The sequence below is a fragment of the Arachidicoccus ginsenosidivorans genome, from assembly GCF_007971385.1.
Classification (GTDB): Bacteria; Bacteroidota; Bacteroidia; order Chitinophagales; family Chitinophagaceae; genus Arachidicoccus; species Arachidicoccus ginsenosidivorans.
Window position 1 is genome coordinate 4,492,178 of record NZ_CP042434.1, and the last position, 26,392, is coordinate 4,518,569.

The window sequence follows — 26,392 nt, forward strand, 5'->3', positions numbered from 1 at the left end:
AATTTAAAGGGGATTATACTGTTGAAGCCGGTGGTTTAAGATTGGTCAGTATGTTTTTCTTTTGCGAGATTTACTTTAAAAATTTTTATAAATTTAATCTCGCAAAAGCAAAGCGGTCTGTATTGCCTATATTTAAATAGCCAGAATTGTACCCAAAGGCGTGTCTTTTTGTTAATGAGATGCCTTGTTTAGCTTGCCGAACCGAATGGTTACCTGACGCCCTTTGTGGGGAAAGTGCTTGCGTAAACCAGCTGTTACACCTATTTTATTGGGACCAAATTGGTAAATAGAAGGCCAAAGCGCTTGTTGCCAATCCTTTTCATAGGGTTTTGTGAAATGCCAGGGGCTTTGTTGCAGCAGCCAACTATTGCCATAATCTTCACTAATTGAAACGTTGCCTCTATTAGAACTAACGACAAGACGACCGTCAGTTAGGGAGAGGATAAAGGGTGCGCCGGTTTGATCAGGTACAGCTTTCCCGATCCCCACTGTCCAGTCTATTGCGTTCGTGCTGGACTTTTGGTAGATATTACATCCTTTTGTACCACACACCTCATATACAACCATATAATCGCCATTTTTCATCTTGGTACAAACAGGCATGCCGGGTCGTGCATCCTTGTTATTAGGGTCATGGGCAACAAAGATTTCCGGGCCCCAGGTTTTGCCTTGATCTGAAGAAATCTTCTCTGAAATCACCTGGCTATAAGATGGCGTTTCAGTAACATGTTTTTCATTTGCATAGAAAACGGCCAGCTGGTTATTTTCTAACAGGATAAAATGCGGTTCATAAATGCCTTTATCTGGATTACCCAGACTGCCGTCTGGGCCTTCATTTTGATCAATGACACTAAGTCGCTTCCAGCTTTTCCCCTCATCATCACTTTCATAGACCGGGAGACGGTAGGATGAATGCCACCGAACCGACCTGCAGGCCAGCAGTATATGCCCATTATTTAATATGATTAATTGGCCATTATCCAGATCACGGCCTGGATCTTTTAACCTTGAAATTGTGCGCCAGGTCTGGCCATTGTCTTTAGAGGTGGCAATTTCTAATCTGAGACCACCCTGTGGATCTTTTTATATCCCTTATTGGTTTGAACGGTGTAAACAGCGAGCCAATGCTTGCCGCTTATATTCAATAATCTGCAATACTGGGATCCATAACTCGTATCAGTTATTTCGCCTAGAGCATTGACCTTATTATGTGGATGATGGGTTGGGCTGATAACCGCTGGCGTAGGCTGTAAAGGCACTTTTTCACCCCATTGAATGCTAGCGGTGTCTGTCGCTTTTGTGCGCTGAGCAATGACGTTAGCAGTTAAAATCAGAAAACCTGAAAATAAGACCACCAAGTGGATGAGTGTGCGTTTCATATCTTACAATTATAATTTGCCAAATTTTCTTTTGAAGATTTGAAGTTAGGAAAAGTTTTTATTTGTTAGGATAAATCCTTTGGTTGTTCTTTTGATGAAATCTGATAAGGTTAACCTTTGCTGAAGCAAACATTTCAAATTTAGATATTGGAATTACACTTTGGTCACCAAAATTAAACTTGTTCTGAATCATTAGGAAGTAGTCCAGAAGTGTGATATGCATTTACTTTTTAATGCCTGCATGGCCAATAAAATGACAGGTGCGTGCTATACTGATGGCAAATTTTAGATAAATTTTCGTTATTCGCATAGATTGAACTACCTTGAACTACCTTGAACTACCTTGAAATCAAGGGAATGATAGGAATCAGCAATTTTAGAAATTAAATTGAAATGGAACACACCAACCTTATTTTAATTCGTCATGGCCAGTCTGAATATAATCTGGAAAACAGATTTACTGGCTGGCAGGATATTGACATTACGAAGACAGGCAAGCAAGAGGCCAGGAAAGCGGCCTTAGAAATTAAAGATCAAAGAATTGATATTGCCTTTACTTCCAAATTAATCAGGGCCCAACATACGTTGCAGATTATTCAAGAAGTGTGTGGCTGGCAGGATGTTCCAGTGGTAATTAATAAGGCGTTGAATGAGCGCTCTTATGGAGCGCTTGAGGGAAAGGATAAAGCAGAAATTACCAAGGAGTTTGGGGAAAAACAAGTATGGCTTTGGCGCCGTTCCTTTGATGTGGCACCTCCCGGAGGGGAAAGCCTGAAAGATACGTATAATAGGGTTATTCCCTACTTTAAGCAATCAATCCTGCCTTGTTTGTTGCAAAGTCAGGAAGTCTTGATTGTAGCCCATGGCAACAGCCTTCGGGCTCTTTTGATGTTTTTAGAATCCCTGTCACCAGCGCAGATTTTGCAAAGAGAAATCGAAACTTGCGTTCCATTATTTTATGATTTGAGTGAGGATAGACTTCAGCGTCTTAAATGATCACTTGGAACTGGCTACACAGCGTACGCTTAATAGGTTATGTACTTCCAGAAGCCCTGGCAATTTAACAAAAGTCTGTTTGCTCATAAGTTCATGCAGCTATCAGAAAAAAATATTCAAAAATTAAAAATATACACCAGTTTCTACCTAAATTACGGATTGTTATATGGTAGAAAGTATGAGTAAGCGCACAACGTGGTTATTAGTCTCTAAATTGCCGTCTACAATTTCTTGTAATTATTAGTATTTTTAAATTAGTGAACCAACTAACGAAATAAATAAAATCAAATGAAACGTCATCTTTTATTACCAGCAGCTATTTGGATGGTATCTCTAAGTGTAGTCCACAGCCAAAACCGGTCGCATTTTATTCAGGACAGCCTGGATAATTATATAAGCAGTGCTCTAAAAGATTGGCGATTGCCGGGTGTGGCAGTTTGTGTAGTGAAAGATTCAAAAGTTGTCTATATGAAAGGTTTTGGTGTAAAGGAAGCGGGTGGTACTGACAGTGTGGATGTTAATACACTGTTTATGATTGGCTCTAATACCAAAGCATTTACGGCGACTGCCATTGCTATGTTGGATGCTGAAAAAAAACTTTCTTTGAATGACAAGGTAACAAAATGGCTACCCCGGTTCAAACTGGATAATAAGCTGGCTGGAGAGCAAGCCATCATTGCCGATTTGCTCTGTCACAGATTGGGCTTTGAAACCTTCCAGGGAGATTTTACTTATTGGAAAAGTAATTTGACGAGAAACGATATCATTGAAAAAATGGCACATATTAAAGCCGTATACCCTTTTCGGACAACCTGGGGGTATACAAATGCTGCTTTTCTTACAGCAGGACAGATCATTCCAAAGGTTACAGGGGAGCAATGGGAAGATTTTATCAAAGAAAGGATTCTACTGCCACTTGATATGAAAAATACCGTAGTTTTAAGCAAAGACCTGCCGTTTGCCAAAGACAGAGCGCTGGCACATACCGTAAAAGACTCCAACCTAATAAAACTTCCTTACGCCAATATAGACAATTTGGCCCCTGCCGGCAGCATTAGCTCCTCCGTCAGTGATATGAGCAAATGGGCCATCACTTTATTAAATCATGGAAAATATAAAGGCAAGCAGGTTATTGACCCAAATGTAATTGAAAAGACATGGACCCCCTACTCTATTATGCGGCAAAATCCCCCAATGTTCAATGAAGGACATTTTTCACTTTATGGTTTGGGATATGAACTCAAAGAATATGAAGGTCGCAGAATTGTTGAGCATGACGGCGGTGTTACCGGCTTTTTAAGTCAATTTTTATTGATACCTGAAGAAAAAATCGGCATTATTGTCTTGACAAATAGCGATCAAAATTATTTCTTTGAGGCTTTAGCGAGTGAAATCGAAGATGCCTGTTTAAATTTACCCTTTCGTAACTATAGCCAGGTTTATTTGAAATATTTTCAATATGATCAACAGGCCGCTTCTAAGGAGACGAAGATTTTATTAGATTCGGTTAAACTACATTTAAATTCGACGCTCCCGCTGAAATCATATACTGGAAATTATTTCAATGATGTGTATGGTAAGATGCAAATCGTAATGGAAAAAGATGGGTTACAAATGAAATTATCCCACCATCCCACATTAAAAGTATTCATGAAACCGCTGGGTGGTAATCGGTTTTATGTAACTTTTTCTGATACCGATTTTGGTGCCGCCGTTTTTACATTCACTACTGCAAATGATGCTGTAAAATCTGTCAAGGTAAAAGTGGCTGATTTTGTTGAAATCACTCCATATATCTTTAGAAAAGTTGAGTAACTAAACAAAAATTTGCTACCCATTACCTTTGATAGAAATTGACAGCAATGATAAAAAACAACTCGCAAATTGTGGCTAATAGCGGAAAATTCCTAAAGATTGGCGCAGCTTTTAGAGGCCTGAGCAACATACAACTATTTTAATTTAAAAATCAGTAGGTTTGTAACATGAATGAAAAATAATTAAAAAAGATTAAAGACTTAGCCAAAAAGGAACTTGCGCGCGTTAGCTCCATGCCCAAAGAAGAAGCGCGTCAGCGGTTGGTAGAGGCTGGCATTTTTAATAAAAATGGCCAGTATACTGCCCCATATTCTACTTTAGCGAAGGCCGTAAATCAGCGTTAAGATTATGCTTTAATGTACCAGCCCTAATTTAATTATTGGATTCAACGGTTGTGATGAAGAAAGGGGGAATAAATTGCCTACAAGTCCCAATGAAATTACGATAAGCCGTGAAAAATATGACTGGATTGGTCATGGAATGTATTTTTGGGAAAATAATTACCAATGCGCATTGCAACGGGCAAAGGACAAACAATAAAGAAATACTGAAGGGAACGTCATAAAGAAACCGGCAGTTATAGGTGCGGTTTTGAAAATTAAATTGTTGTGATTTACCCGATAATAAATAAATGCACTAAAAGAGTATTATAAGCCAATGTTTGCCTTTCATGAAAATGGCGAACGGCCAAACCTTCAATATAGAAACGTAAAGTCCGATAATAATGGAGATAAACTTTTAAGAGAATTGGATTGTGCTGTAATTGGATTTATGCACGCAGAAGTTGAAAAGAATGCCGGAAAATAAATTGAATAAAAGGATGCAGTGATTTTAAAATTTTCGATTCGGTTGGTGGACTTTTTACAGAAGGTGGCTCCGCCTACAACTGTGCAAGACTTTTAGAAAAAACACATATACAAATATGTATAAGAAATCCTAATTGCACTAAAGTCTTTTTAATTTAATTCCATAGCCCCTAAGTTATGTGTAAAATTGGCTGTAAATAAAAAAGGCATTGATTATCAATGCCTTTTGCGGTGAGGGCGGCACCCAATGATATTTTATATAACGAATTGAATTACAATTATTTAGGAAGATTTGAATTGACCCTGATAACCGTATTGGTACCTTACTAATCTGGATTCAAATGAACCTAAGCAAAGGTAAACTTTATTTTAATATTCATAGCGCGGCAGTCTAAAAATCTTGATTAATCTGTCAATAGAGAAAACTAAATATTAGACTCTGCTTGAGTATTTATAACTGTACATTTGTGTTTATTATTTGGACGACTTATTTTCGATCTTTCAATATTTCGGAGGCATCATTCATAATCTTCCTATTTAATGCGCGTTTCTTAAACTTTCCGCATATCTATCGGGCAAAATACTTTCTTCAACTGCTTTGGCTGCTTTTTCTACATCATATTGAAACCGGATGAACTCCACTTGAATGCTTTCTTTCACCGATATAGCACTTTGCTCATTTATATGAAGCAAAACATAGCAGCCTCTTGGGTCTCCGTCTTTTGGCTTGCCCACCGATCCTATATTTACAGCGTGGCGAAAATGATCTTGTCCGGCAGTACCTGAATTTAAGATACGGTGGTAAGGCTTATGGGTATGCCCGAAGCACATAATATCGGCATCTGCCTGTTCCATAATGCGCAGCATACTTTTTTCTTCCCTGTCTTCAAAAAGATACTCATTGATCCGCCTTGGACTGCCGTGCACCAGCAGCAAATTCAATTTGTCGTTATTCAACTGAAATTCCAATCGTATGTGAGCGGGAAGCGTTCTTAGATATTTGCGTTCGGCATCTTTTATCAATTCATTGGTAAGGGCAATCGAAACCTTACCCATGTGCTTCTCTTCATCTGTTTTATATGCACAACCGCAGTCGTTGCTTACCCTGCCGATACCAAAATCGTAATTCCCCGCAATTGTAGGAATGCCGCGGTTCCTAATAATATTAGTCACTTCATTTGGCCAAATATTATATCCTACAAGATCACCAAGACAATATATTGCATCGGGCTGCTTTGCATCTATATCTTCTAAACATGCCTGGAGTGCTGGCAAATTGGCATGAATATCACTGAACAGGGCTATTTTCATCTACCTTGATTTTTTTGAGGTTTATTATAATATTTATTACGAAGCCAAAAAGCAACATTCACCAGGATAATGAGCGCAGGAACTTCTACCAGCGGCCCGATGACACCTGCAAAGGCTTCTCCCGAATTAATGCCAAACACACCAATAGCCACCGCAATAGCCAATTCAAAATTATTACCTGCAGCCGTAAAGGAAACCGCAGCATTCTGCGCATAATCTGCGCCCAGACGTTTCCCTACAAAAAAGCTAACCAGAAACATAATAGCAAAATAGACAATTAACGGGATTGCTATGCGGATCACATCAAAAGGTATCCGGACAATCATCTGGCCTTTCAGGCTGAACATAACCACTATTGTAAATAGTAGGGCTATAAGCGTGATAGGAGATATAAACGGAACAAACTTTTGCTGGTACCACGCATCCCCTTTTAAGCGCAATAGCAGATAACGGCTGATAAGACCGGCGGCAAAAGGAATGCCCAGGTAAATAGCTACGCTACACGCAATCTCTCCAATGGTAATATGAACGTCCAGACCTTTTAATCCAAAGAGTGGCGGAAGAACGGTAATAAACAGGTAGGCGTAAACACTGTATAGCAATACCTGGAAAATACTGTTTAATGCGACCAATCCCGCTGCGTATTCCCGGTTTCCTTCAGCCAGCTCATTCCAGACAATGACCATTGCGATGCACCTGGCAAGGCCGATAAGTATCAATCCGACCATATATTCCGGGTAACCATGCAGGAAAAGTAGCGCGAGCAAGAACATTAATACAGGCCCGAAAACCCAATTAAGAAGTAAAGAAGCGCCTAATACCTTTGTGTTTTTAAACACTTTACCTAACTGCTCGTAACGTACTTTGGCTAAAGGCGGATACATCATCAAAATCAACCCTATTGCCAGGGGAATATTGGTTGTTCCCGAAGAAAAGGAATTGATAAAATCGGATGAGGAAGGGACAAAATACCCTATGGAAACACCGCAGAGCATCGCCAGGAATATCCACAGGGTAAGGTACCTATCCAGGAAACCTAACTTTTTCCTTTCATGTGCAGGAGCGCAGTTTTTTGCAGACATATTTTTCGCGTTTAAAGAGTTTAATTACAACAATCAGGGCCGCAGCAAGCCGCCTCTGCGGGTTTTTCTGCATAGACGGTGATGCTTTTAATGCTGCTATCTCCGTTTCTAAATTGACTGATTTGTTCTTTTGAAAGATAGCCTGCGAGGATATCATCAGGAATTTGAATAGCCTTTTCTTTTTGAAGGGTTATATTGCTGAATCCGTTTTGTAAGATAAGGTCTAAATAATCCTTTTTCTGAATAGCTCCCGCAACACATCCGGCATACATTTCGGCCGCTTGCTGTAATGCAGGTGGCAATTCCCCTTCTAAAACAATATCGGAAATACTGAAATGGCCTCCGGGTTTCAACACCCTATAAATTTCTTTAAATACCCCGTCTTTATTCGGCACAAGGTTTAAAACGCAATTACTCACAATTACATCCGCAGCATTTGCCGTAACAGGCATTTTCTCGATATCACCACGGCGAAATTCCACATTATTATAGCCCAGCTTATCCACGTTGGCTCTTGCTTTATCTACCATTGCAGGCGTAAAATCTATGCCGATCACTTTACCGGTTTCGCCGGTTTCCCTGCGGGCAATAAAACAATCATTACCTGCACCTGAACCCAGATCAATAACGGTATCTCCCGGTTTTATCTGCGCATATTGTGTCGGTAGCCCGCAGCCCAATCCTAAATCCGCATCTGGATTATAGCCTTCCAGGGTACTGTAATCGTCGCTCATAATATGATACACTTCGGTGGAGCAGCATCCCGATCCGCAGCAGGACGCTTCATTGGTGGCCTTATCTTGCAGGGCGATAGCTGCATATTTTTGTTGTACCAGCTCTTTTAATTTTTGTTCGTTGTTCATTTTCGTAAGTTTTTATACATTAAGAATATTACATCCAGAATTTTAAGACTTTCGCTTCGCCGATAAAATCGGTTACTTTTTTCTTTATCTCATCCCGCACTTCGCGGGTTTGCGCCAAAATTTCTTCTTTAGTACCCTTAAACCCGGAAGGATCGGGGAAAGACCAGGCAATGCGCTTGGTCATGCCTGGAAAAACAGGGCAGCGCTCGGCGCTTGCCGCATCGCAGACGGTAATGACTGCATTAAAGGGCTTGCCTTGCCTGAAAAGGTCAAATACGGCCTTCGTCTGTTTACCGCTGATGTCAATCCCGGCTTCCGCCATAGCTTCCACCACATAGGGATTTAAGGTACCTGGTTCCAAACCCGCACTTTCGGCGATAAAGGCGTCTGCGCCTAATTCATTTAAGAAAGCCTCGGCCATCTGGCTTCTTGCACTATTATGAACGCATACGAACAGAATTTTATGCTTTTCCATATTTTTGTATTTGTTTATTGCAATAAAGCGATTTAATGAAGAAAAAAATATCAACAACAACCTTCTCCCGTCGGGTCTCCCACTTCTACAAAGAAATTATTAAAAAATTCCCGGAATTTCTTCCAGACTTTCGGGTCAATACAATAGCATACGCTTGTCCCTTCCACAGAACCCTGGATAATTCCCGCCAGCTTTAATTCCTTTAAATGTTGGGAAATGGTCGGCTGGGCCAGGCCAAGTTCAACTACCAAATCCCCACAAATGCAGGCATTTGTCTTCACAAGTTGCTCTAAAATGGCTATCCGGGCCGGGTGTGCGATAGCCTTCGCCATATTTGCCAATTCATTTTGCTTTTTATTGAATAAATCCGTTTTTGTAGAGCCCATATTTCATTCTTCAATTGCAATATTACGATAATTACTTAACAATTGTAGATAATTCATGAAAAAATTCTGAACATTCTTAATTAACTTTATATAAGTGTGGGAGAATGTTGGAATTCGAGATTGATATTTTGATACAGTCCCAGTAGCTCAGGGAATGTCATCGTTTTGATATTCAGGATAGTCCAGAAGAAAATTTCGAAGGCTGATGAAAAGGAAAAAACGTTAAAATTAGCTCCCTTTCAGGTCCAGTCATTTGATCACAAACTAAATAACAATCTTCATCGTTAAAAATTCTGTAATGAAAAGTAGCTGAAAATTAAAGCATAATACTTCAAAACTGCATTCGTTGTATCCTAACTGCATTCAATATTGCTAACAAAGCTACACCTACATCTGCGAAAACAGCTTCCCACATGGTTGCCAAGCCTCCCGCTCCCAAAGCTAAGACAACCGCCTTTACGGTAAACGCCAAAGCGATATTTTGTATCACAATTCGCTTAGTAGCCTTTCCTATTTTAATGGCTGTAACTATTTTGGAAGGCTGATCTGTTTGAATGACTACATCAGCCGTTTCAATGGCAGCATCACTGCCCAATGCCCCATAGCAATCCCAACGTCACTTAATGCCAACACCGGTGCATCATTGACGCCATCTCCGACAAAAGCGATGATGTTCGTTTTATCCTGCTTTAACTCTTCAATTTTATCTACTTTATCCTCGGGCAATAAATCACCAAAGGCCTTGTCTATGTCTAAATGCCCTGCTATTTTTTGTGTAATGGCATTTTTATCCCCACTCAACATTATCGTTTGCCTAATACCGTTCAAGTGCATTTGCTTAATGGCCTGCTTGGCATCTTCCTTTACTTCATCCGCTATCAGTACATAGCCAGCATATTTATTATTAATAGCCACCACAACGATCGTTTCTGCAACCTGATCTATAGCTGTATCATAACTCACATTAAATTTCCTAAGTAATCTGGTATTCCCAGCCAGCACATATTTACCGTTTACTTTCCCTTTTAATCCATGCCCTGAAATTTCCTCTATATCTTCTGTGGCATAAGCTTGCACGTCGTTTTTCTGATATTCGGCGATAGCTTTGGCAATAGGATGTGTGGATTTACTTTCTAATGCGGACAATATTGGAATAAAGTCATTTTTATCCATCCCGGTCGTAACAATGTCCTGGACTTTAAAAACACCAGCTGTTAGTGTTCCTGTCTTATCCATTACTACCGTATTTATTTTGGTCATCAGTTCTAAGTAATTCGAGCCTTTAAACAGGATGCCATTTTTACTGGCTGCGCCAATTCCTCCAAAATAGCCTAATGGTATAGAAATAACCAGTGCGCAGGGGCAACTGATCACTAAAACACCAATGCCCTATACAGCCATTGTGTAAATAGGTAGTCACCGACAATAAAATATGGGATGAGCACTAAAGCCACCGCCAAAAAAAATACAATAGGCGTATATATTTTCGCAAATCTCCTTATTAGTAATTCTGTCTTTGCTTTCCGCGTAGTAGCATTTTGAACCATATCCAGTATTCTTGCAAGAGAACTGTCAGCAAATTTCTTAGTTACCTTCAATTCAATTACTTTATCAAGGTTGAGCATTCCCGCCAAGACCTGTTCCCCTTTGTAAATGGATTTAGGTTTGCTCTCACCTGTAAGCGCTGCGGTATTAAAACTGCCACCCACACTAAGCATTTGTCCATCCAAAGGCACTTTTTCACCTGACTTTACCTGAATCGTTTCTCCTACAGAAACATTTTCAGGTTTTGTTTCTATATATTTATTGTCCTTCAAAACGCTTGCAGCATCTGGCCTTATATCCAATAATGCCTTTATGTTTCCTTTGGCCTTCCTCACAGCTGCACTTTGGAATAATTCTCCAATGGCATAGAAGAGCATCACTGCCACACCTTCGGGGTATTGGCCAATAGCAAATGCACCGATAGTTGCTAAAACCATTAAGGTGAACTCGGTGAAGAATTCTTTACCTAATAACGCATCCCAGCCTTCCTTCATTACCGGAAAACCTACCGGCAAATAGGCAACGGCATACCATGCAAAGCGGATATACCCGGTGAAAAATGCCGGTTTTACATAATTATCCAATGCAATGCCGATTAATAGCATCATCAAACTAATTAAGGCAGGCAGATATTTTATAATAGCACTTTTCCCTTTTATATCTGCCTGTCCTTGTTCTTTATCATCAGGCTCCTCCTCATGCTCCTCCTCATGCAATAGCCTTTTTCCACCAGCGTCTGTATAGATTTTTTCTTCCAACGTACAACAGGTTATTCTTCCCTGCGCATCATAGGTATGAACGTGATTTGGGTCTGTATTTTTCATTTTTAAATATTTAATATCATTAAGTTACATTGTCACACCAAGTATCAAAAACAATAAATATCCTATAAAAAATGGCGCGGTAAGCCATATATTATCTTTTTGCGCATGCGCTTTGACTAACAGTTCTTCCGTCACGAGAAAAAGCAGTGCAGCTAATCCAAACGACAATATAATTTCCATTGATGTATCCTCCAGGTTATGAAATAAAGCATCTCCTGCCATTGAAAAAAGAAAGAAAATAGCAGCCAATATGATAATAATGGACAACACTTTATTGGCGCGAATACCTTGTCTCCCAAGAGAAGAAGCAGTTGCTAAACTTAAAGTCAGGTTTTCTGTGGCAAGTGCCAAAGAAAGGAGAATCCCTTCCTTGCGTCCTGCTGCAAATCCTATTCCTAACAAAAGGCCATCAATTGCTATATCTATGCATACTGCTAACAAAAGCCCTATAGGAAATACTGAAGATTTGTTTACAGAAGCCTTATCCTCCATTTTGCCCGAAAAATACATTAGTGTCAACATGAAAAAATACCCAATCCAAACCCGATGCTTATCCTTACAGGATCATGGATCTTAATAATATCAGGAAGAAGCTCTACGGAAACCACTGAAAAAACAACTCCAGCAGAAAAGTGAAGAATAACACTATATATCGTCTGAGATGGTTTTAGGTAAATGGCCGCCAAACCGCCTACAATAATTGTTAATACCGGTATTAAAAGAAATAATAGCATAGACTTCCTGCTGATTTAAAGTTTATTCTTCCTCGGATGTATTTTTCATTTTTGAAAGCAGATCATACGCACCCTCGATTACGATGGCCATGTTGGGATTGAAATCTTTTGTGAAGGTCACCGCCGTATATCCATTTTCTGTTACACCTGTTTCAACTTCGAGCATTCGGAAGCTGTACCCGTCCTGAATGCTTCCCGATTTTGGCGATTCCGGCTGAAAAACGTAGTCCTTTCCACCAAAGCTTACGATGGCGTTTTCGGGAAGAGCGGTTAACTGGCTTGTCCCGGTCTCAATGGTTGCTTTCAAATAGATACCAGGGATCATGGATGAGGTAATAGGGCTCGTAATGCGGCAGTTTACCGGTATGCTGCCGTCTTTACCTATCTCCTTGCCAATCAGGTAAATTTGAGCCCTATATGCTGTTGAGTCATTGACCAATGAAAAATGAATGTTCAAATCCCGCTTTAGTCTAGGGATATCCTTCTCAAATACCGCCAATTCAACATACATATTATCTGAATTCACAATCCTGAACATCATATCATTGGGATTGACGTGCGTTCCCCGGTTTACATTGACCTGTGTTACATACCCGTTGATGGGTGAATAAATCGTAACGGTATTCTGGATGCCATTTTCTTCTAAAGTATTGGTATTTATATGGATCAATGATAGCTTTGCTTTTAACCCCTTTACTTTATTGAGCGCAGCCTGATAATCTGCTTTGGATTTTTGCAGTGTCTTTTTGGCATTAATATTTTGTGTTGCCAGTTCTTGCTGCCGGTTATACTCAGACGTAAGAAACTCCAACTGATTGGTTCCATCTAAATAATCTTGTTGCAGTTGGATGAATTCGGGGCTCTCCAGAGTGACAAGCCTTTCACCTTTGGTTACTCTTTTTCCATCCAATAGTGTTGTTGATTTAACGATACCGCCATAGGGGATGGTAATACTCACCGCATTTTGAGGTGGGACTTCCAATCTGCCATTTACCTGAATGACAGCACTTAAATTACGAAGCCCCGCTTTGCCGGTCTTGATATCCAGGGACTGTAATTGCTGTGGTGTTAAGGTAACAGTATTGTCTGAAACTTCTTCGGCGGCAGTATCCGACCTTGAGGATTTGTTTTGTAAAGGAGTATTTTCATTACTGCTGCATGCGGTTATTTGCAAAGCTGTGAATGCTATGAGCAGCAACAGGCCATATTTTTTTATCTGTATCATCGTAATTAATTTAAAAGTTAGTTATTTTTTCCGGACAAATATTGCAACTCAATGACAGATCGGTTGAATTGATGGACGGTTTGTAAATAGTTAGACCTTATTTCTGAGTAGGTTCGCAGTGCCTGCAATAGTTCTACATATTGGATTTCTCCCTGCTGAAACGCGCTTTGCGCTTGCCTCCGTATGAACTCCGCATTTGGCAAAGCACTCGCCTCATAATATCGGACACTCTTTTCCTGCTTCAGGTATTCTGAAATGGCCTGGTCATATTTTCCCCTGATATTGGTACTATACAATTCAAATTGCTTTTGTGCTATCTGTGCATCTACTTTCGCTGCCTTGATTTTATTTTTATAAGGCTTGTAAAAGAGTGGAATACTGATACTTGCCTGCACCCCCCAAAAGCGGTTACCGGCACCAAAATAGATCTCTTGTCCTTTTACAGGTTGCATGCCAATAATGCTTTGATTAAAATAGCCAATAGAAAAATCTGGCCCGGCTTCAGCGCGTCTCACCTGGACGGCGTGATTAGCAACTTCGATTTTTTGCTGGATGAGCTTTAAAACCGGGCTACTTAATGAATCTGCCGGATGCAAAAAGGAAGCTGCATCTGCTTTTATAATCATACTGTCAGTGATAGCAATAGGTGCGGCCGAATTTAACAGCGTTTGTAACTCTTTTTGTGCAATCAGGATATCTCCTTCATTTTTCGCTGCAACGTTCTTGATTTCATCCAGCTGCGTTTGTGCTGTTTTTGCTTCCAACAAAGTGCTTTCCCCAGTTTTATACCGTAAGTCAGCCGCTTTTAGAAAGTTTTGATACACTGTATCCTGAGCATATAACAGTTGGCGGTAGGCTAATAAATAATTTAGCTGGTAATAGACAGATTTTACATTATAAATAAGGTCATTTTTCACCACATTTACATTGAGCTTACTTTCTTTTATACGGGCATTTGCCAGTTTTTTCTGTGCTCCAAATAATCCTGGGTTGGGAATATTTTGATTCACAGAAAAGTAAGTATCCCATCGTCTGCTGTTGGATTGGCCATATTGCCCTTCAATATTTGTTTTGCCGAAATCTGTAGCTGTTTTCCTGAGATATTCCTGTTTATGAATATCCAGCGTTGCGGATTTTACCGATGCGTTTTGGGTGACCGCCTTTTGGATGATCATCTCTAACGTCTGTGGCTGTGGCTTTGGCTGATTTGTTTGAGCGTTTGTCACCAAAGGGCTAAACATTAAAACTAAAAGCACTGTAATTGTTGCTCCGGCTTTCATTTTTTTCCATTTTATGCCCTCAAAATAGGTGTACAGCACCGGTAGCACCAGAAGTGTGAGGAAAGTAGCAGTTATAAGTCCACCGATGACAACAGTAGCCAATGGTTTTTGCACCTCCGCACCGCTGCCATGGGAAAGCGCCATCGGGAAGAATCCAAGGGATGCCACCGTGGCGGTCATCAGCACTGGCCGCAGGCGCACACGGGTGCCCATTATGACGATCTCACGAAGATTAGTGATGCCCGATTTTTTAAGCGAATTAAACTCTGCTATCAGTACAATGCCATTCAATACAGCCACGCCAAATAGTGCAATAAATCCGATGCCAGCTGAAATACTGAATGGCATGCCCCTTATCCATAACGCAAATACACCACCAATAGCAGAAAGTGGGATTGCAGTGAAAATTAGCAGCGCCTGCTTGAAAGAATTAAACGAAATAAAGAGCAGGAAAAATATTAATAGGAGTGCCACTGGTACCGCTATGGAAAGCCGTGCGGAGGCCTCCTGCAAATTTTTAAAAGCCCCTCCGTAGGTAAGTGAATAACCTGGTTCAAACTTAATTTTCTGGTCAATCTTTTGCTGAAGTTCCTGTACAAGGCTGTTGACGTCTCTGCCGCGCACATTGATGCCTACCATGATCCTGCGGCGAGTGTCTTCCCGCTGAATCTGATTAGGGCCTATTTCCATTTCTACATCTGCCAACTGGCTGATGGGGACCTGAATGCCTGCCGGAGTAGTGACAGATAGATTCTTAATATCTTCAATGCTTTGCCGGTTTTCTTTTTCTAAGCGAATGACCAGGTCATATCGCCGCTCCCCTTCGAAAACAAGTCCGGCAGAGGTTCCTGCAAAACCCGCCTGAATGACCCTGTTAATTTCGGCAATATTAAGGCCAAAGCGCGCAATTTGGCTGCGGTTATAATGAACAACGATTTGCGGCAGGCCGGTTACCTGCTCTACATAAATATCAGCAGAACCTTTTACTGTCTGCGCAATGTCGCCTATTTGTTCTGCATATTTTGCCAGCATATCTAAGTCGTCACCAAACACTTTTACTACCAAATCCTGCTTAGCACCGGAGATAAGCTCGTTAAACCGCATTTGTATGGGTTGCTGGAACCCAAACGTTACACCCGGGACGTTTTCTTCCAGCTTTGCCTGCATTTTTTCTGCCAGCTCATCTTTATTAGATGCACTGGTCCAGTCTTTCTTATCTTTTAAAATGACCATTACGTCAGCTGCCTCCACCGGCATAGGATCGGTCGGTATTTCTGAGGAGCCTATTTTCCCGACTACTTCTTTAACTTCAGGGAAGTTGTCTTTCAAAACCTTTGCTGCCTTTTGCGTGGCTTCAACTGTCTGGGAAAGACTGCTGCCTGTCATGACACGCATTTCTATTGCAAAATCCCCTTCGTCCAGGGAAGGGATAAATTCAGCGCCTAAGTATTTAAACGTAACCAGGCTTCCAATAAATAATACGATGGCAATTACTATAGTCAGTATCCGTCGTTTTAATGCAAGATGAATAAGTGGAGTATAAGCTTTCTGAAAAATTTCCATAATCCGGTCCGATAGGGTCCTTTTGTGCTTGACTTTTTTACTCAAAAACAACGCACTCATCATAGGTACATAGGTCAGCGAAAGAATCAGTGCACCGATAATGGCAAAAGCAACGGTTTCTGCCATCGGTCGGAACATTTTGCCTTCAATACCGGTCAGGGCAAGAATTGGAAAATAAACAATCAGGATAATAATCTGACCGAATGTTGCAGAGCTCATCATCTTATTGGCAGAATAATGCACTTCGTGGTCCATGACACTTTGAGCCAGTCTACCCGGCTTTCGCATCGCAAGTTGATGCAATACCGTTTCCACAATAATGACAGCGCCATCCACAATTAATCCAAAATCTATCGCCCCCAACGACATTAAATTCCCAGAAACACCAAAGACATTCATCAGGGAAATGGCAAATAACATCGAGAGTGGGATAACCGAAGCCACGATCAGCCCGGCTCGCAGATTCCCCAGGAAAACCACGAGGACAAATATGACAATTAGCGCCCCTTCCGCTAAATTCCTGGTTACAGTACTTATTGCCCTGCCAACAAGTTTGGAACGGTCTAAAAACGGGTCTATTTCAACACCTTGTGGAAGTGTCTTCGAGATTTCCGCGATTCGCTCCTTGACATCCCCAATTACTTTAGAAGCATTGGCACCTTTCAGCATTAAAACAAGTGCTCCCACCGTTTCACCATCGTCGTTATAAGTCATGGCACCGTAGCGAATAGCAGAGCCGTATTGCACGGTTCCTACATCTTTAATCAAGATAGGCGTTCCCCCCGGCGTGTTTTTTACAACAATGTTGCGGATATCGTCTAAATTTTTATCAAACCATCACTGCGGATAAAATAGGCATTGGGCTTTTTATCAATGTAAGCACCGCCAGTATTCTGGTTATTTAGTGCTAAGGCGTTAAATACCTCGCTGATACTAACACCTATGGCCTTAGTTTATCCGGGTTGAGTGCTACTTCATATTGTTTCAAATGTCCGCCAAAGCTGCTCACATCGGCCACTCCCGGAACGCCAAGCAACTGGCGTCGGACAACCCAGTCCTGGATGCTGCGCAGCTCTCTGTCGGAATATTTTTTCTCATATCCAGGCTTTGGCCGTACGACATACTGGTAGATCTCCCCAAGACCGGTGGAGACCGGCCCAAGCTCGGGATTTCCCATGCCGTCAGGGATTTCTGTTTTGGCTTCGGCAAGGCGCTCGCTGACCTGTTGCCTTGCCCAATATACATCTATATTATCTTTAAAAATGACCGTTACCACGGAAAGCCCAAAACGGGAAAAAGAACGAATTTCCTCCTTGCCCGGGATGGTAGACATGGTTTGTTCAATGGGGAAAGTTACAAACCGTTCAATATCTGTAGCCCCATTGGAAGGCGAGGAGGTAATAATCTGCACCTGGTTATTAGTGATGTCCGGCACCGCATCAATGGGCAAACGGGTAAGGGAAAATATGCCCCATGCAATTAGCCCAAGCGTAAAAAGCCCTATAATCAACTTATGCTGGATGGAAAATTTGATGATCTTATCTAACATTTTAATCTTTTATGCCTATCTGGTGCAGGTTAACTATTGATATAGTCGCCACGCAACAGGCAGACAGATTCAAAAAAATTATTGAAATAAAAAAGAATGATTGCGGATAATGTTATTGTGCGGGCAACAAATCTGTTACCAACAAAACAATTTAGCAATCAAAATGTTAGGACAATTGGGGAGGCTGCCAAATGCTTTTATCGTCGTGGGATACAAAAGTCAAATCAGTTATTGGGTAAGATGCCCTTATGGCTACTTTAGCTATTGTAAAAACAGGCACTGGCTGGAAGAAGGCAGATGCCGGGCAACAGGAACAGTTGCAGAAAGGAGTACAGGCATCGGTTTTATGTCGGTTATCTTGTTGATGATTAGTTCTCGCTGAAATTGTAGTCACTTCTTTACCGTTAACAGCCGTATTCGCCTTATCTCTGCAAGGAATTACAGATAAAAGTACAAGATAGCATGCCAATATTGCAGTAAAAATTTCATTCGAGACAAAAGTAAAAATTATTTTTAAAAAATACTCGATTTGAATTGATTTTTATTAATACACTGTTGCATTATATCTGGGTAACATATATAAAATGATAAAGTGATGTCAAAATGAGAATAAATTCTTTAATTTTCCGTTAGGATTATAACTCATCATCTTTTTTTTCGTGACATTTAAAAATAATTTTCTGTGTGTATTATCCAAATGAACGGACGCAATTAAATGAACTTTACGGGTGAAAGATATTTAAAAAATCTTTAGAAGTTTTTTGATGATGACGGGCAAACAGTATAAGAAATCGTATTTAAGTAAAATAAAGTTGATCCGGTTCGTTACCATAAAAACACTTACGCTGACTTTCTGGTGGTCATTTTTGCAAGGTTTTCAACTTTGTCTTCATTAATTTTATCTGCCTCTAGTGTTATATTTTACTCTTTATTGCTAGTTCGATAATAATCATTGGCATGGTCATCAGTGCCGCCATATAAAACTAGTTAATGTAATGTTGGAAAATACATTTTCCAGGCTGTTTACCATGGCATACATTAAAATATACATGGAGATAAAGGACAGTATCAGCATGAAAAGAAGTTTCAAATGGGGATCCGTTTCGTGACGATCCCCTATGGGGGAGAAGTGATTTTGAGGTTCCGTGACAGGATATTTTAAAATTTTAAGGGGTTTAATCTAATATATCTAACTACTAAAATGAATCTTGGCATTCCTTAACCGAAGTGCATTCAGGATGACTGAAACGGAACTCAAGCTCATGGCCAGGGCTGCAATCATGGGGACAGCAAAACGCTGAAAAAAGGATAGAGCACCCCGGCTGCAATGGGGATCCCCAAGACGTTATATCCCAAGGCAAACCACAAGTTTTCCTTGATGTTGCGCATCACCTTATGGCTCAATAACCGAGCCTTGGCTATTCCATTCAAATCACCCTTTACCAAGGTGATAGCGGCGCTTTCAATGGCTACTCCGGTCCCGGTACCCATGGCAATGCCTATATCCGCCTGCGCCAGCGCGGGCGCATCGTTTATGCCATCTCCTGCCATCGCCACTTTTTTGCCCTGTGCCTGAAGGCGCTTGATCTCCTCCAGTTTATTTTCAGGCAGCATCTGCGCTTTGTATCCATTAAGATGCAGCGTGTCACTCACCGCCTTTGCCGTTGCTTCATTATCACCTGTAAACATGATAACCTCCATCCCTTCTTCCTGTAATCTGTGAATGGCCTCCGCACTTGTTTGTTTGATCTTATCTGAAATCACGATATAACCGACAGCGGCGTTTCCTACCGCCAAATAGGAAACCGTTTTCCCCTGCTTTTGTTCGTCGGTAACCTGCTTCAATAACCCGGCCGCAATGACCGCACCTACCTGCTCCATTAGTTTCTCATTGCCCAGCGCCAGGGACTGGCCTTCATATTCCCCTATAACGCCTTTGCCCGTGACCGCTTCAAATTTGTCAACGGCCTTTGCCTGCACGGCTTTTTCTTTGCCGTATTTAAGTGTTGCCTCGGCTAAAGGATGTTCGCTGTGACTATTGAGGGCCACGATCATTTGAAGCATCTCTTTTTCCGCGTATTGAGCGCTTGTACTGACCATTTTCTCCACTGAGGGCTTGCCTTCGGTAATGGTACCCGTCTTATCAATTATGAGTACATCGATCTTGTTCATTTTTTCAAGCACTTCAGCATCTTTGATGAGAATACCTGATTTAGCGCCTTTGCCGACACCCACCATGACCGACATGGGCGTGGCCAGCCCCAATGCACAGGGACAGGCTATAATCAGTACCGCTATGGCATTGACAAAACCATAAACATAGGCCGGGTCAGGCCCATAAATAGCCCAAATTGTAAAAGCGATGAGCGCAATGACAACGACGATCGGCACAAAGTAGCCGGAAATCTTGTCGGCCAGTTTCTGGATTGGTGCTTTGGAGCGGCTGGCAGTATGCACCATCTCAATAATCTGCGAGAGCAGGGTGTCAGCACCTACTTTTTCCGCCAGCATGGTAAAGGTCTTATTGCCGTTTATCGTACCCGCGCTTACTTTATCGCCCGCCTGTTTATCCACCGCAATGGGTTCTCCGGAGATCATGGATTCATCAATGGTGGCTGCTCCAACTTTAATACTTCCGTCCACAGGTATTTTCTCTCCTGGTTTCACCCGCAGCAGATCTCCTTTTTGAATATCCTCTATGGACAGCGTGCTTTCCTGGTTTCCTACAATTTTAGTCGCACTATTGGGTGCCAGTTTCAAAAGTTCTTTAATGGCACTATTGGTCTTACCGTGTGCCCGGGCTTCTAAGAGCTGCCCTAAGAGCACGAGGGTCAGGATAACCGTGGCCGCTTCAAAATAAACGTACACCGTGCCTGCGTGCGTCTTAAACTGATCGGGAAAAATCCCCGGCAGTAACAAGGCAAGCACGCTGAACAGCCAGGCGACACCGGAACCGACACCAATCAGGGTAAACATATTGAGTCTCCAGGTGATGATGGAGCGCCCCGCCCGCTCAAAAACATCCAGGTCGCATAGAACACCACAGGAATGGACAGTGCAAACTCCACCCAGTTCCAATACTTTAAGCCCATTACATTAAATAGTGGATTACCGGGTATCATTTCCGTCATGGCGATCAGAAAAATGGGTAGGGTAAACAGTACGGCAATTTTAAATTTGCGTAGCAGATCTTTATAGGTATTATCTTCCTCTTTCTCGCCGCCATTTATGGGTACCAGATCCATCCCGCATATCGGGCATGAACCCGGGCTGTCCCGGATAATCTCGGGATGCATTGGGCAGCTGTACCGGGTGACTTTTTGTAATGCAGGCTTTTTCACCAGGCTCATCCCGCAAACCGGGCAGTTGCCCGGTTTGTCGTACGTTTTATCACCTTCACAGTGCATGGGGCAATAATATGTCCCATGACCTGTCTGCTGATCGTCATCCTTATGTGACTTATTATGTTGGATAGGTGCATGGTGGTTCAGTTGTGGACCGGCCGTTCCATGGGCAGGCACCTGCCCCCCGGCTACAACAATGCCCTCGTCATGTCCCAACATTTCTATCGTATAATCGCCCGCAGCAGATAATGCTTCCTGCAATTTTTCGATGGGAACATGCTGCTCCATCGTGAGTATCGCATGAGGCGGATCTAAGTTGACCTTTGCTGAAACGCCTTCAAGGGCATTTAACGCATGCGCTACTTTTGTCCTACAGCCGTCACAGCTCATACCGGTTATCTTGTAAGTATGTTTCATGAATTTTTGCGTTTAATAAGTGATGGTAAGCCCGGCTCCCCATCCCATGTCGCTGTCGTAATGGGTAGAGAGGCCCAGGTTTTTCGTCAGGATATACTTTCCTCCAACCATATATTCGCGGTCCGTATTCACCATAAAGGATGCTCTTAGCCTTGGCGTAAGTGGAATGTCTTCCCGCATCAGCTGAATTCTGAAATACCCTGTTTGATCCACACTGGCGTCTAGGACTAGTAGCATGGGTAAGGTATATTGCAACCCGGCGTGAATGACTTTACGGTCATCTTTGGTGTTTTCTTGGCCCAAAAGGCTTTTATCATGTGCCGAATGTTTGCGGTAACGCCAGTCAATGCCTACATATGGAAAAAGCCATTGCATCTTACCCAGGTATCTGCCGAAATGCGTCTCCACTTCATAGCCGTGATGGGCGTTGTAGCCTAATCTCCATTCGCTCTGGAAAGCCCAGCGTGTATTGGCATACATCAGGGAACCGTCATTGCCATTGGTAGCGAAGTCATTTTGGGCCATCAGGTGAAACATCCGGTCATCCTTTTTCAGCATTTTATAGGCTTTATCCGGATCAGGAATCTCCGGATTGGCAGGACTGTTTTCATAACTGAATACTCGGCCCATACCGCTCATCATGTGATAGAGGATATGACAATGGAAAAACCAGTCACCGCTTTCTGATGCGCGGAATTCTAAAGTGTCGGTTTCCATCGGCATAATATCCAGTACATTTTTCATGGGGGACTTTTCACCGTATTGGTTAAGTACCCTAAAATCATGACCATGCAGGTGCATGGGGTGGCGCATCATGGAGTTATTGTGCAAAATGATGCGGATATTTTCTCCACGCTTGATGAGTATTTTATCGCTTTCCGAAACGGTCTTGTTGTCCAGTGTCCATACATAACGGTTCATGTTACCGGTCAATTCAAATTTCAGTTCTTTCCAGGGACCTTTGGGGAGCGTTGTCTTTTCGGGGGCTTCCAGCATATTGTAATTCAGCGTTGTAATGCCACCAGAGGACATATCCATATCCATCTTACCTTCTGTGTCTTTTTTCACCATATCCATACCGCATTTAGGACATTTGCCTGGCTTATCTGAAGTTACTTCCGGGTGCATGGGACAGACATAGGTCATTTTTCCAGCCGCCATAACGCTACCCGGGCTTCCACCGTCCATAGATTTCATCGGCATATCCTTCATTTTTGTACTGCCAGCACCAGCAGCGCTATCCTTATCCCCGTTTGCCTTCTTTTTGACTAAAGCCATACCGCATTTAGGACATTTACCAGGCTTATCTGAAGTCACTTCCGGGTGCATGGGGCAGACATAGGTCATTTTTCCAGCCGCCATAACGCTACCCTGGCTTCCTCCCTCCATATCTTTCATTGGCATATCCTTCATTTTTGTACTGCCAGCCGCCATATCCTTATTCCCGTGTGCCTTCTTTTTGACTAAGGTCATACCGCATTTGGGACATTTGCCAGGCTTATCTGAAGTTACTTCCGGATGCATGGGGCAGACATAGGTCTGCTCGGAGGATGATGACTGGGGTTGATGATGCTTTGGGTGCTCCATTTCACTCATACCGTTCATACCTTGCATTCCATCCATGTTTTCATCACCTGCATTTTCATCCATTTCCGGATACATGACACTATTCATATCCATGGTCTGTAGGGTCATATTCATGCCCATAGGCTTCATATCCCCATTCATTTTCATCATATCATTCATCATTTTCATGCCTGCAAAGTATTTCAGTTTGGGGAGCTTTTTGGCGGCCATTTTCATACCACTGCCCAGCCAAAGCCCCGCCGAACCGGTACGATCTTCGGGTGTGGCCAGGAACTCATATTGCATGTCCTTTGGAATCGTCACGACTACGTCGTAGGTTTCCGCCGGCCCAATGATCATCCTGTCCACCATCACCGGCATGACATCATTGCCATCATTAGCCACCACCATCAGTTTACCACCGCTATAACTAAGCCAGAAATAGGAAGAGGCGCCGCCGTTGACAATACGCAACCTAACCTTATCGCCGGCTTTAAATTGGGGAAACTGCTCCTCGGTTTGCCCATTTACAAAAAACCTTTCATAATAGACGTCGCTGACGTCCATGGCCTTCATCCGTTTCCATTCATTGGTCAGCTTCACGCCAAGTTTACCTGCTTTTATCGCCTCAGAATAGCTTTGTACAGTGCCTTTTTTGATGGCAAACCAGTCGTTTGCCGTATGCAGCCTCCGGTCTATCTCCTTGGGTCTCATATCGCTCCAGTCGCTGAGCACCACAGGGATGGTCGGAATTTCTGGTTCTGTTCGTTTGTTAAAGATCAGGGCGCCATATAGGCCGATTTGTTCCTGCACAGAAAAATGGCTGTGATACCAGTAAGTGCCCGCCTGTACGACGGGGAATTTATAGATATGGGTGGTATGGGGTGGTATAGGCTGCTGTGTCATAAAGGGTACGCCATCCATCCGGTTCGGTAACTGTACCCCATGCCAGTGCACGGCAGTCGGTTCATCCGCGTTGTTATGCACATAAATGATGGCCGTATCACCGATCGTGAATACCAGCGTCGGCGCAGGGATGCTGCCATTAACGGCAATGCCTTTTCGCTTTTTGCCTGTATAGTTGACCGTACTATCGGTCACATATAAATCATAGCGGACCGTTTTGACACCCGGTGTTCCTTCGGGAAAATGGATGCCTGAATTCGCGCCTTTCACCGTTTTTGTGGCGAGGTCTTTCTCCAGATTGGAAATTACACCAGAGGGTGGCGGCGAATCCAGCGGCGTGGGCCTGGCCACTGGTGCAGCAAAGCTTGTGAACGGCCTATAAGTATCATTATTGCCCCGATCAAACGTTTGTGCGAAGACTGCCTGGCCCAGGCATAACAAGGTGATTAAGATGAATATATTTTTCATTCGTATAATTTTTGTTTTTTCAACTCCGGAACGTTCCTGCCTCTTTTGATGCTCACTCCCGTAACTGCATTCCCGTGTTAGAAAATTATTACTACTCGGTTTCATTTTAGAAAATACTTGCTTTTTTATTGTTGATTAAGACTATCTATCGTTTTGTCCAGCCAGCTTATAAGTTGCGTTTTTTGTGCATCTGAAAGCCGTGCGTCTTTATGCATCCAGGTATAAGACCGCAAGGGCATGTCGCCGTCCCGAACCTGGCTTTTCATGGAGCGGAGTTTGCTGAGTTTTCGTCTGTCGGAGTACCCAGCAAATTCATCCAGATTGACCTCTTCTTTGCCTTTACGGATATGATAATCCAGCCACCAGCCAGACGGCTGCACGTCAGCATACCAGGGATATTCCGTATTGTTGGAATGGCAGTTCATGCAAGACTGCTTTATTATATGTGTGATACTATCGGGCGGATGGTAAAGGCGCATCATGCTTTGGTCAGAAACCTGACCGGTTTGGTTCCGGTCAGGTCTGAAAAATTGTATGATGATAAATGCACCCAGCACTCCCAGGATAATGGCTTTACGTCTATTCATTATCTGGGAATTATTATTTGCTGATGGTTTCTTTTACCGACCCACAGGTGGGCATGCTCTTGCCTAAGTAAGGATTTTTAATGTCTTTGACCTCACTCAGCCAGGATGCTTTTGCCATCGGGCAGTAATCTTTGTAAAGCGTTTGGGAAGTGCCAAAGGCTTTAACCAGGTCATAAATATCACCGCTGAGGTTCTGGAAATGTTCCCGTTGGTGCTTTATCTTGCCTCCGTTTTCGGAGATATGTTCCGCATTTTCTTCTGCATCATTTGCAATTTCAGTATAGGCCTTTTTCTGAGCCGCTGTCATGGTCTGCTTGCCGAGGTTTACAAGCGCAGTATGTAACTGTCCGCCTGCTGTGGCAGCTTCTTTGGAATTATCAGCTGTCAGGGCATTTTTTACATGCAGGTAATGGGTAATTACCTCGTCTACGTTTGCATTTTGACCAGTTGCGGCTACCGTTGCTGCTTGGGCAGTCTGCTCAGTGGGAGCTGTTGTTTTTGCATTTGTTTTTTGGGGGTTGCTGCAGGCAGCAAGTGTTGTAGCGGCCACGGCTACAATGAACATTAAAGTTTTCATTTTAATAAGTTTTTAATTCTTGTAAATAATAAATAGGTAGATAAGCAATATTTTTTGCTTACAACTGGACACACCTATGGCAGTCCTTCAAGAAATTTAGCTTATTTTAGGCGGTAGCCAGATAGAATGAAAACCTGAAGAAAGGATGAATTCAGGAATATAGGACTGTTGTTTTGAGTTGACGAAGATGTTATTTTTCGCTGCGCTTTTGAATAGTAAGGCTACGGCCGTTACAGAAGGGCAGTGACAAGCGTTATTGCACCCACCGCCACAATCATCATGGGCACCTTTTTTTGAATGATGTTCAGCGCAACAGGATTTATCTGCTTTGTCACAGACTTTTCCCTTCTCGTAACAGGAGGTTTCTGTCTTGCCCGAGGTTGAATTACAGGCATAAGACATATTCGGCATCACTGTGAAACCGGTTATAATCAAGAGCAAAATGAACACTTGTCTTTTCAAACGCTTTACTTAAAGTTTTTATTAGTTCAACAAAGGTATAACTCTGGTGGGAAATATTGTTATAAAATTTTTGGGGATATTTATAGAATTACTATATTTTAACCTTTTTGATAAACTTTAAAATGTACGATTTGCCGTTTTCAAACAGCTGCATACCACAATGGCTCTGCGGCACCTTATTTTGAAGCATATTCACTCTATGTCAAATGTTGTGATGCTATGCGCTTTCTGC

The 26,392-nt window shown here is 42.3% G+C and carries 22 protein-coding genes; 2 read left to right on the forward strand and 20 right to left on the reverse strand.

Features of this window, described 5'->3' with window-relative positions:
- Positions 1-171: 171 nt before the first annotated feature.
- Together FSB73_RS17980 and FSB73_RS17985 are read right to left on the reverse strand one after the other, a co-directional pair.
- The gene (locus tag FSB73_RS17980; protein ID WP_146785366.1) at positions 172-1,053 is read right to left on the reverse strand and encodes a sialidase family protein; all 882 of its coding nucleotides are present in this window, start codon (positions 1,051-1,053) and stop codon (positions 172-174) included.
- A 2-nt stretch (positions 1,054-1,055) separates the two neighbouring features.
- Positions 1,056-1,379: a hypothetical protein gene (locus FSB73_RS17985; RefSeq protein ID WP_146785369.1), complete on the reverse strand. Its 324-nt coding sequence runs from the start codon at positions 1,377-1,379 to the stop codon at positions 1,056-1,058.
- A gap of 393 nt (positions 1,380-1,772) precedes the next feature.
- Here FSB73_RS17985 and FSB73_RS17990 point away from each other — a divergent pair, with 393 nt between their 5' ends.
- Together FSB73_RS17990 and FSB73_RS17995 are read left to right on the forward strand one after the other, a co-directional pair.
- On the forward strand, positions 1,773-2,375 hold the full coding sequence (locus FSB73_RS17990) for a 2,3-bisphosphoglycerate-dependent phosphoglycerate mutase (RefSeq protein WP_146785372.1): 603 nt from the start codon (positions 1,773-1,775) through the stop codon (positions 2,373-2,375).
- Between the two features lie 288 nt (positions 2,376-2,663).
- Positions 2,664-4,190: a serine hydrolase gene (locus FSB73_RS17995; protein ID WP_146785374.1), complete on the forward strand. Its 1,527-nt coding sequence runs from the start codon at positions 2,664-2,666 to the stop codon at positions 4,188-4,190.
- 1,343 nt (positions 4,191-5,533) lie between these two features.
- Here FSB73_RS17995 and FSB73_RS18000 read toward each other — a convergent pair.
- The 18 genes from FSB73_RS18000 to FSB73_RS18065 all read right to left on the reverse strand — a co-directional run bounded on the left by FSB73_RS18000 (position 5,534) and on the right by FSB73_RS18065 (position 26,160).
- On the reverse strand, positions 5,534-6,307 hold the full coding sequence (locus FSB73_RS18000; RefSeq protein ID WP_091401240.1) for a metallophosphoesterase family protein: 774 nt from the start codon (positions 6,305-6,307) through the stop codon (positions 5,534-5,536).
- Positions 6,304-7,389 (reverse strand): ACR3 family arsenite efflux transporter, encoded by a 1,086-nt coding sequence (gene arsB, locus FSB73_RS18005; RefSeq protein WP_091401242.1) that lies wholly within the window; start codon positions 7,387-7,389, stop codon positions 6,304-6,306. The genes FSB73_RS18000 and arsB overlap by 4 nt, the downstream gene beginning before the upstream one ends.
- A 20-nt stretch (positions 7,390-7,409) precedes the next feature.
- Complete coding sequence (locus FSB73_RS18010; RefSeq protein WP_091401244.1) at positions 7,410-8,252, reverse strand: arsenite methyltransferase; 843 nt, start codon at positions 8,250-8,252, stop codon at positions 7,410-7,412.
- A 28-nt stretch (positions 8,253-8,280) separates the two neighbouring features.
- Positions 8,281-8,727, reverse strand: a complete 447-nt coding sequence (locus tag FSB73_RS18015; protein WP_091401245.1) for an arsenate reductase ArsC — start codon at positions 8,725-8,727, stop codon at positions 8,281-8,283.
- A gap of 50 nt (positions 8,728-8,777) precedes the next feature.
- A complete protein-coding gene (locus tag FSB73_RS18020) occupies positions 8,778-9,113 on the reverse strand; it encodes an ArsR/SmtB family transcription factor (RefSeq protein ID WP_091401247.1) in 336 nt (111 codons plus the stop codon).
- Positions 9,114-9,671: 558 nt separating this feature from the next.
- On the reverse strand, positions 9,672-10,487 hold the full coding sequence (locus tag FSB73_RS25475; protein ID WP_225974138.1) for an HAD-IC family P-type ATPase: 816 nt from the start codon (positions 10,485-10,487) through the stop codon (positions 9,672-9,674).
- A complete protein-coding gene (locus FSB73_RS25480) occupies positions 10,487-11,482 on the reverse strand; it encodes a P-type ATPase (protein ID WP_225974139.1) in 996 nt (331 codons plus the stop codon). The genes FSB73_RS25475 and FSB73_RS25480 overlap by 1 nt, the downstream gene beginning before the upstream one ends.
- A 24-nt stretch (positions 11,483-11,506) precedes the next feature.
- Positions 11,507-11,974 (reverse strand): ZIP family metal transporter, encoded by a 468-nt coding sequence (locus FSB73_RS18030; RefSeq protein ID WP_225974140.1) that lies wholly within the window; start codon positions 11,972-11,974, stop codon positions 11,507-11,509.
- 264 nt (positions 11,975-12,238) lie between these two features.
- Positions 12,239-13,441, reverse strand: coding sequence for an efflux RND transporter periplasmic adaptor subunit (locus tag FSB73_RS18035; protein WP_091401251.1), 1,203 nt, complete (start codon positions 13,439-13,441; stop codon positions 12,239-12,241).
- Between the two features lie 17 nt (positions 13,442-13,458).
- The gene (locus FSB73_RS26920; RefSeq protein ID WP_262712375.1) at positions 13,459-17,052 is read right to left on the reverse strand and encodes a CusA/CzcA family heavy metal efflux RND transporter; all 3,594 of its coding nucleotides are present in this window, start codon (positions 17,050-17,052) and stop codon (positions 13,459-13,461) included.
- A 172-nt stretch (positions 17,053-17,224) separates the two neighbouring features.
- Positions 17,225-17,833, reverse strand: coding sequence for an efflux RND transporter permease subunit (locus FSB73_RS26925; RefSeq protein ID WP_262712376.1), 609 nt, complete (start codon positions 17,831-17,833; stop codon positions 17,225-17,227).
- 166 nt (positions 17,834-17,999) lie between these two features.
- Complete coding sequence (locus tag FSB73_RS27745) at positions 18,000-18,302, reverse strand: DUF6660 family protein (RefSeq protein WP_394344805.1); 303 nt, start codon at positions 18,300-18,302, stop codon at positions 18,000-18,002.
- A gap of 809 nt (positions 18,303-19,111) precedes the next feature.
- Positions 19,112-20,911, reverse strand: coding sequence for a copper-translocating P-type ATPase (locus tag FSB73_RS18045; RefSeq protein ID WP_225974141.1), 1,800 nt, complete (start codon positions 20,909-20,911; stop codon positions 19,112-19,114).
- Positions 20,797-21,594, reverse strand: a complete 798-nt coding sequence (locus FSB73_RS25490; RefSeq protein WP_225974142.1) for a heavy metal-binding domain-containing protein — start codon at positions 21,592-21,594, stop codon at positions 20,797-20,799. Before FSB73_RS25490 ends, FSB73_RS18045 begins: the two co-directional genes overlap by 115 nt.
- Before the next feature lie 12 nt (positions 21,595-21,606).
- Positions 21,607-24,534: a heavy metal-binding domain-containing protein gene (locus FSB73_RS25495; RefSeq protein WP_225974143.1), complete on the reverse strand. Its 2,928-nt coding sequence runs from the start codon at positions 24,532-24,534 to the stop codon at positions 21,607-21,609.
- A 125-nt stretch (positions 24,535-24,659) separates the two neighbouring features.
- On the reverse strand, positions 24,660-25,121 hold the full coding sequence (locus tag FSB73_RS18055; protein WP_146785377.1) for a heme-binding domain-containing protein: 462 nt from the start codon (positions 25,119-25,121) through the stop codon (positions 24,660-24,662).
- A gap of 13 nt (positions 25,122-25,134) precedes the next feature.
- Entirely contained in the window at positions 25,135-25,698 is a 564-nt protein-coding gene (locus tag FSB73_RS18060; protein WP_146785380.1) for a DUF3347 domain-containing protein, read from the reverse strand.
- A gap of 96 nt (positions 25,699-25,794) precedes the next feature.
- On the reverse strand, positions 25,795-26,160 hold the full coding sequence (locus tag FSB73_RS18065; RefSeq protein ID WP_158639595.1) for a hypothetical protein: 366 nt from the start codon (positions 26,158-26,160) through the stop codon (positions 25,795-25,797).
- Positions 26,161-26,392: the final 232 nt, after the last annotated feature.

Excerpts from the sequence above, each read along its gene's own strand:
- FSB73_RS18030 (WP_225974140.1), bottom strand. The coding sequence starts at position 11,974 with ATGGAGGATAAGGCTTCTGTAAACAAATCTTCAGTATTTCCTATAGGG.
- FSB73_RS18035 (WP_091401251.1), bottom strand. The coding sequence starts at position 13,441 with ATGATACAGATAAAAAAATATGGCCTGTTGCTGCTCATAGCATTCACA.
- FSB73_RS18015 (WP_091401245.1), bottom strand. The coding sequence starts at position 8,727 with ATGGAAAAGCATAAAATTCTGTTCGTATGCGTTCATAATAGTGCAAGA.
- FSB73_RS18000 (WP_091401240.1), bottom strand. The coding sequence starts at position 6,307 with ATGAAAATAGCCCTGTTCAGTGATATTCATGCCAATTTGCCAGCACTC.
- FSB73_RS26925 (WP_262712376.1), bottom strand. The coding sequence starts at position 17,833 with ATGTTAGATAAGATCATCAAATTTTCCATCCAGCATAAGTTGATTATA.
- FSB73_RS18060 (WP_146785380.1), bottom strand. The coding sequence starts at position 25,698 with ATGAAAACTTTAATGTTCATTGTAGCCGTGGCCGCTACAACACTTGCT.
- FSB73_RS18010 (WP_091401244.1), bottom strand. The coding sequence starts at position 8,252 with ATGAACAACGAACAAAAATTAAAAGAGCTGGTACAACAAAAATATGCA.
- FSB73_RS18055 (WP_146785377.1), bottom strand. The coding sequence starts at position 25,121 with ATGAATAGACGTAAAGCCATTATCCTGGGAGTGCTGGGTGCATTTATC.
- FSB73_RS17990 (WP_146785372.1), top strand. The coding sequence starts at position 1,773 with ATGGAACACACCAACCTTATTTTAATTCGTCATGGCCAGTCTGAATAT.
- FSB73_RS25490 (WP_225974142.1), bottom strand. The coding sequence starts at position 21,594 with ATGAAACATACTTACAAGATAACCGGTATGAGCTGTGACGGCTGTAGG.
- FSB73_RS18020 (WP_091401247.1), bottom strand. The coding sequence starts at position 9,113 with ATGGGCTCTACAAAAACGGATTTATTCAATAAAAAGCAAAATGAATTG.
- FSB73_RS25480 (WP_225974139.1), bottom strand. The coding sequence starts at position 11,482 with ATGAAAAATACAGACCCAAATCACGTTCATACCTATGATGCGCAGGGA.
- arsB (WP_091401242.1), bottom strand. The coding sequence starts at position 7,389 with ATGTCTGCAAAAAACTGCGCTCCTGCACATGAAAGGAAAAAGTTAGGT.
- FSB73_RS25495 (WP_225974143.1), bottom strand. The coding sequence starts at position 24,534 with ATGAAAAATATATTCATCTTAATCACCTTGTTATGCCTGGGCCAGGCA.
- FSB73_RS17995 (WP_146785374.1), top strand. The coding sequence starts at position 2,664 with ATGAAACGTCATCTTTTATTACCAGCAGCTATTTGGATGGTATCTCTA.
- FSB73_RS17985 (WP_146785369.1), bottom strand. The coding sequence starts at position 1,379 with ATGAAACGCACACTCATCCACTTGGTGGTCTTATTTTCAGGTTTTCTG.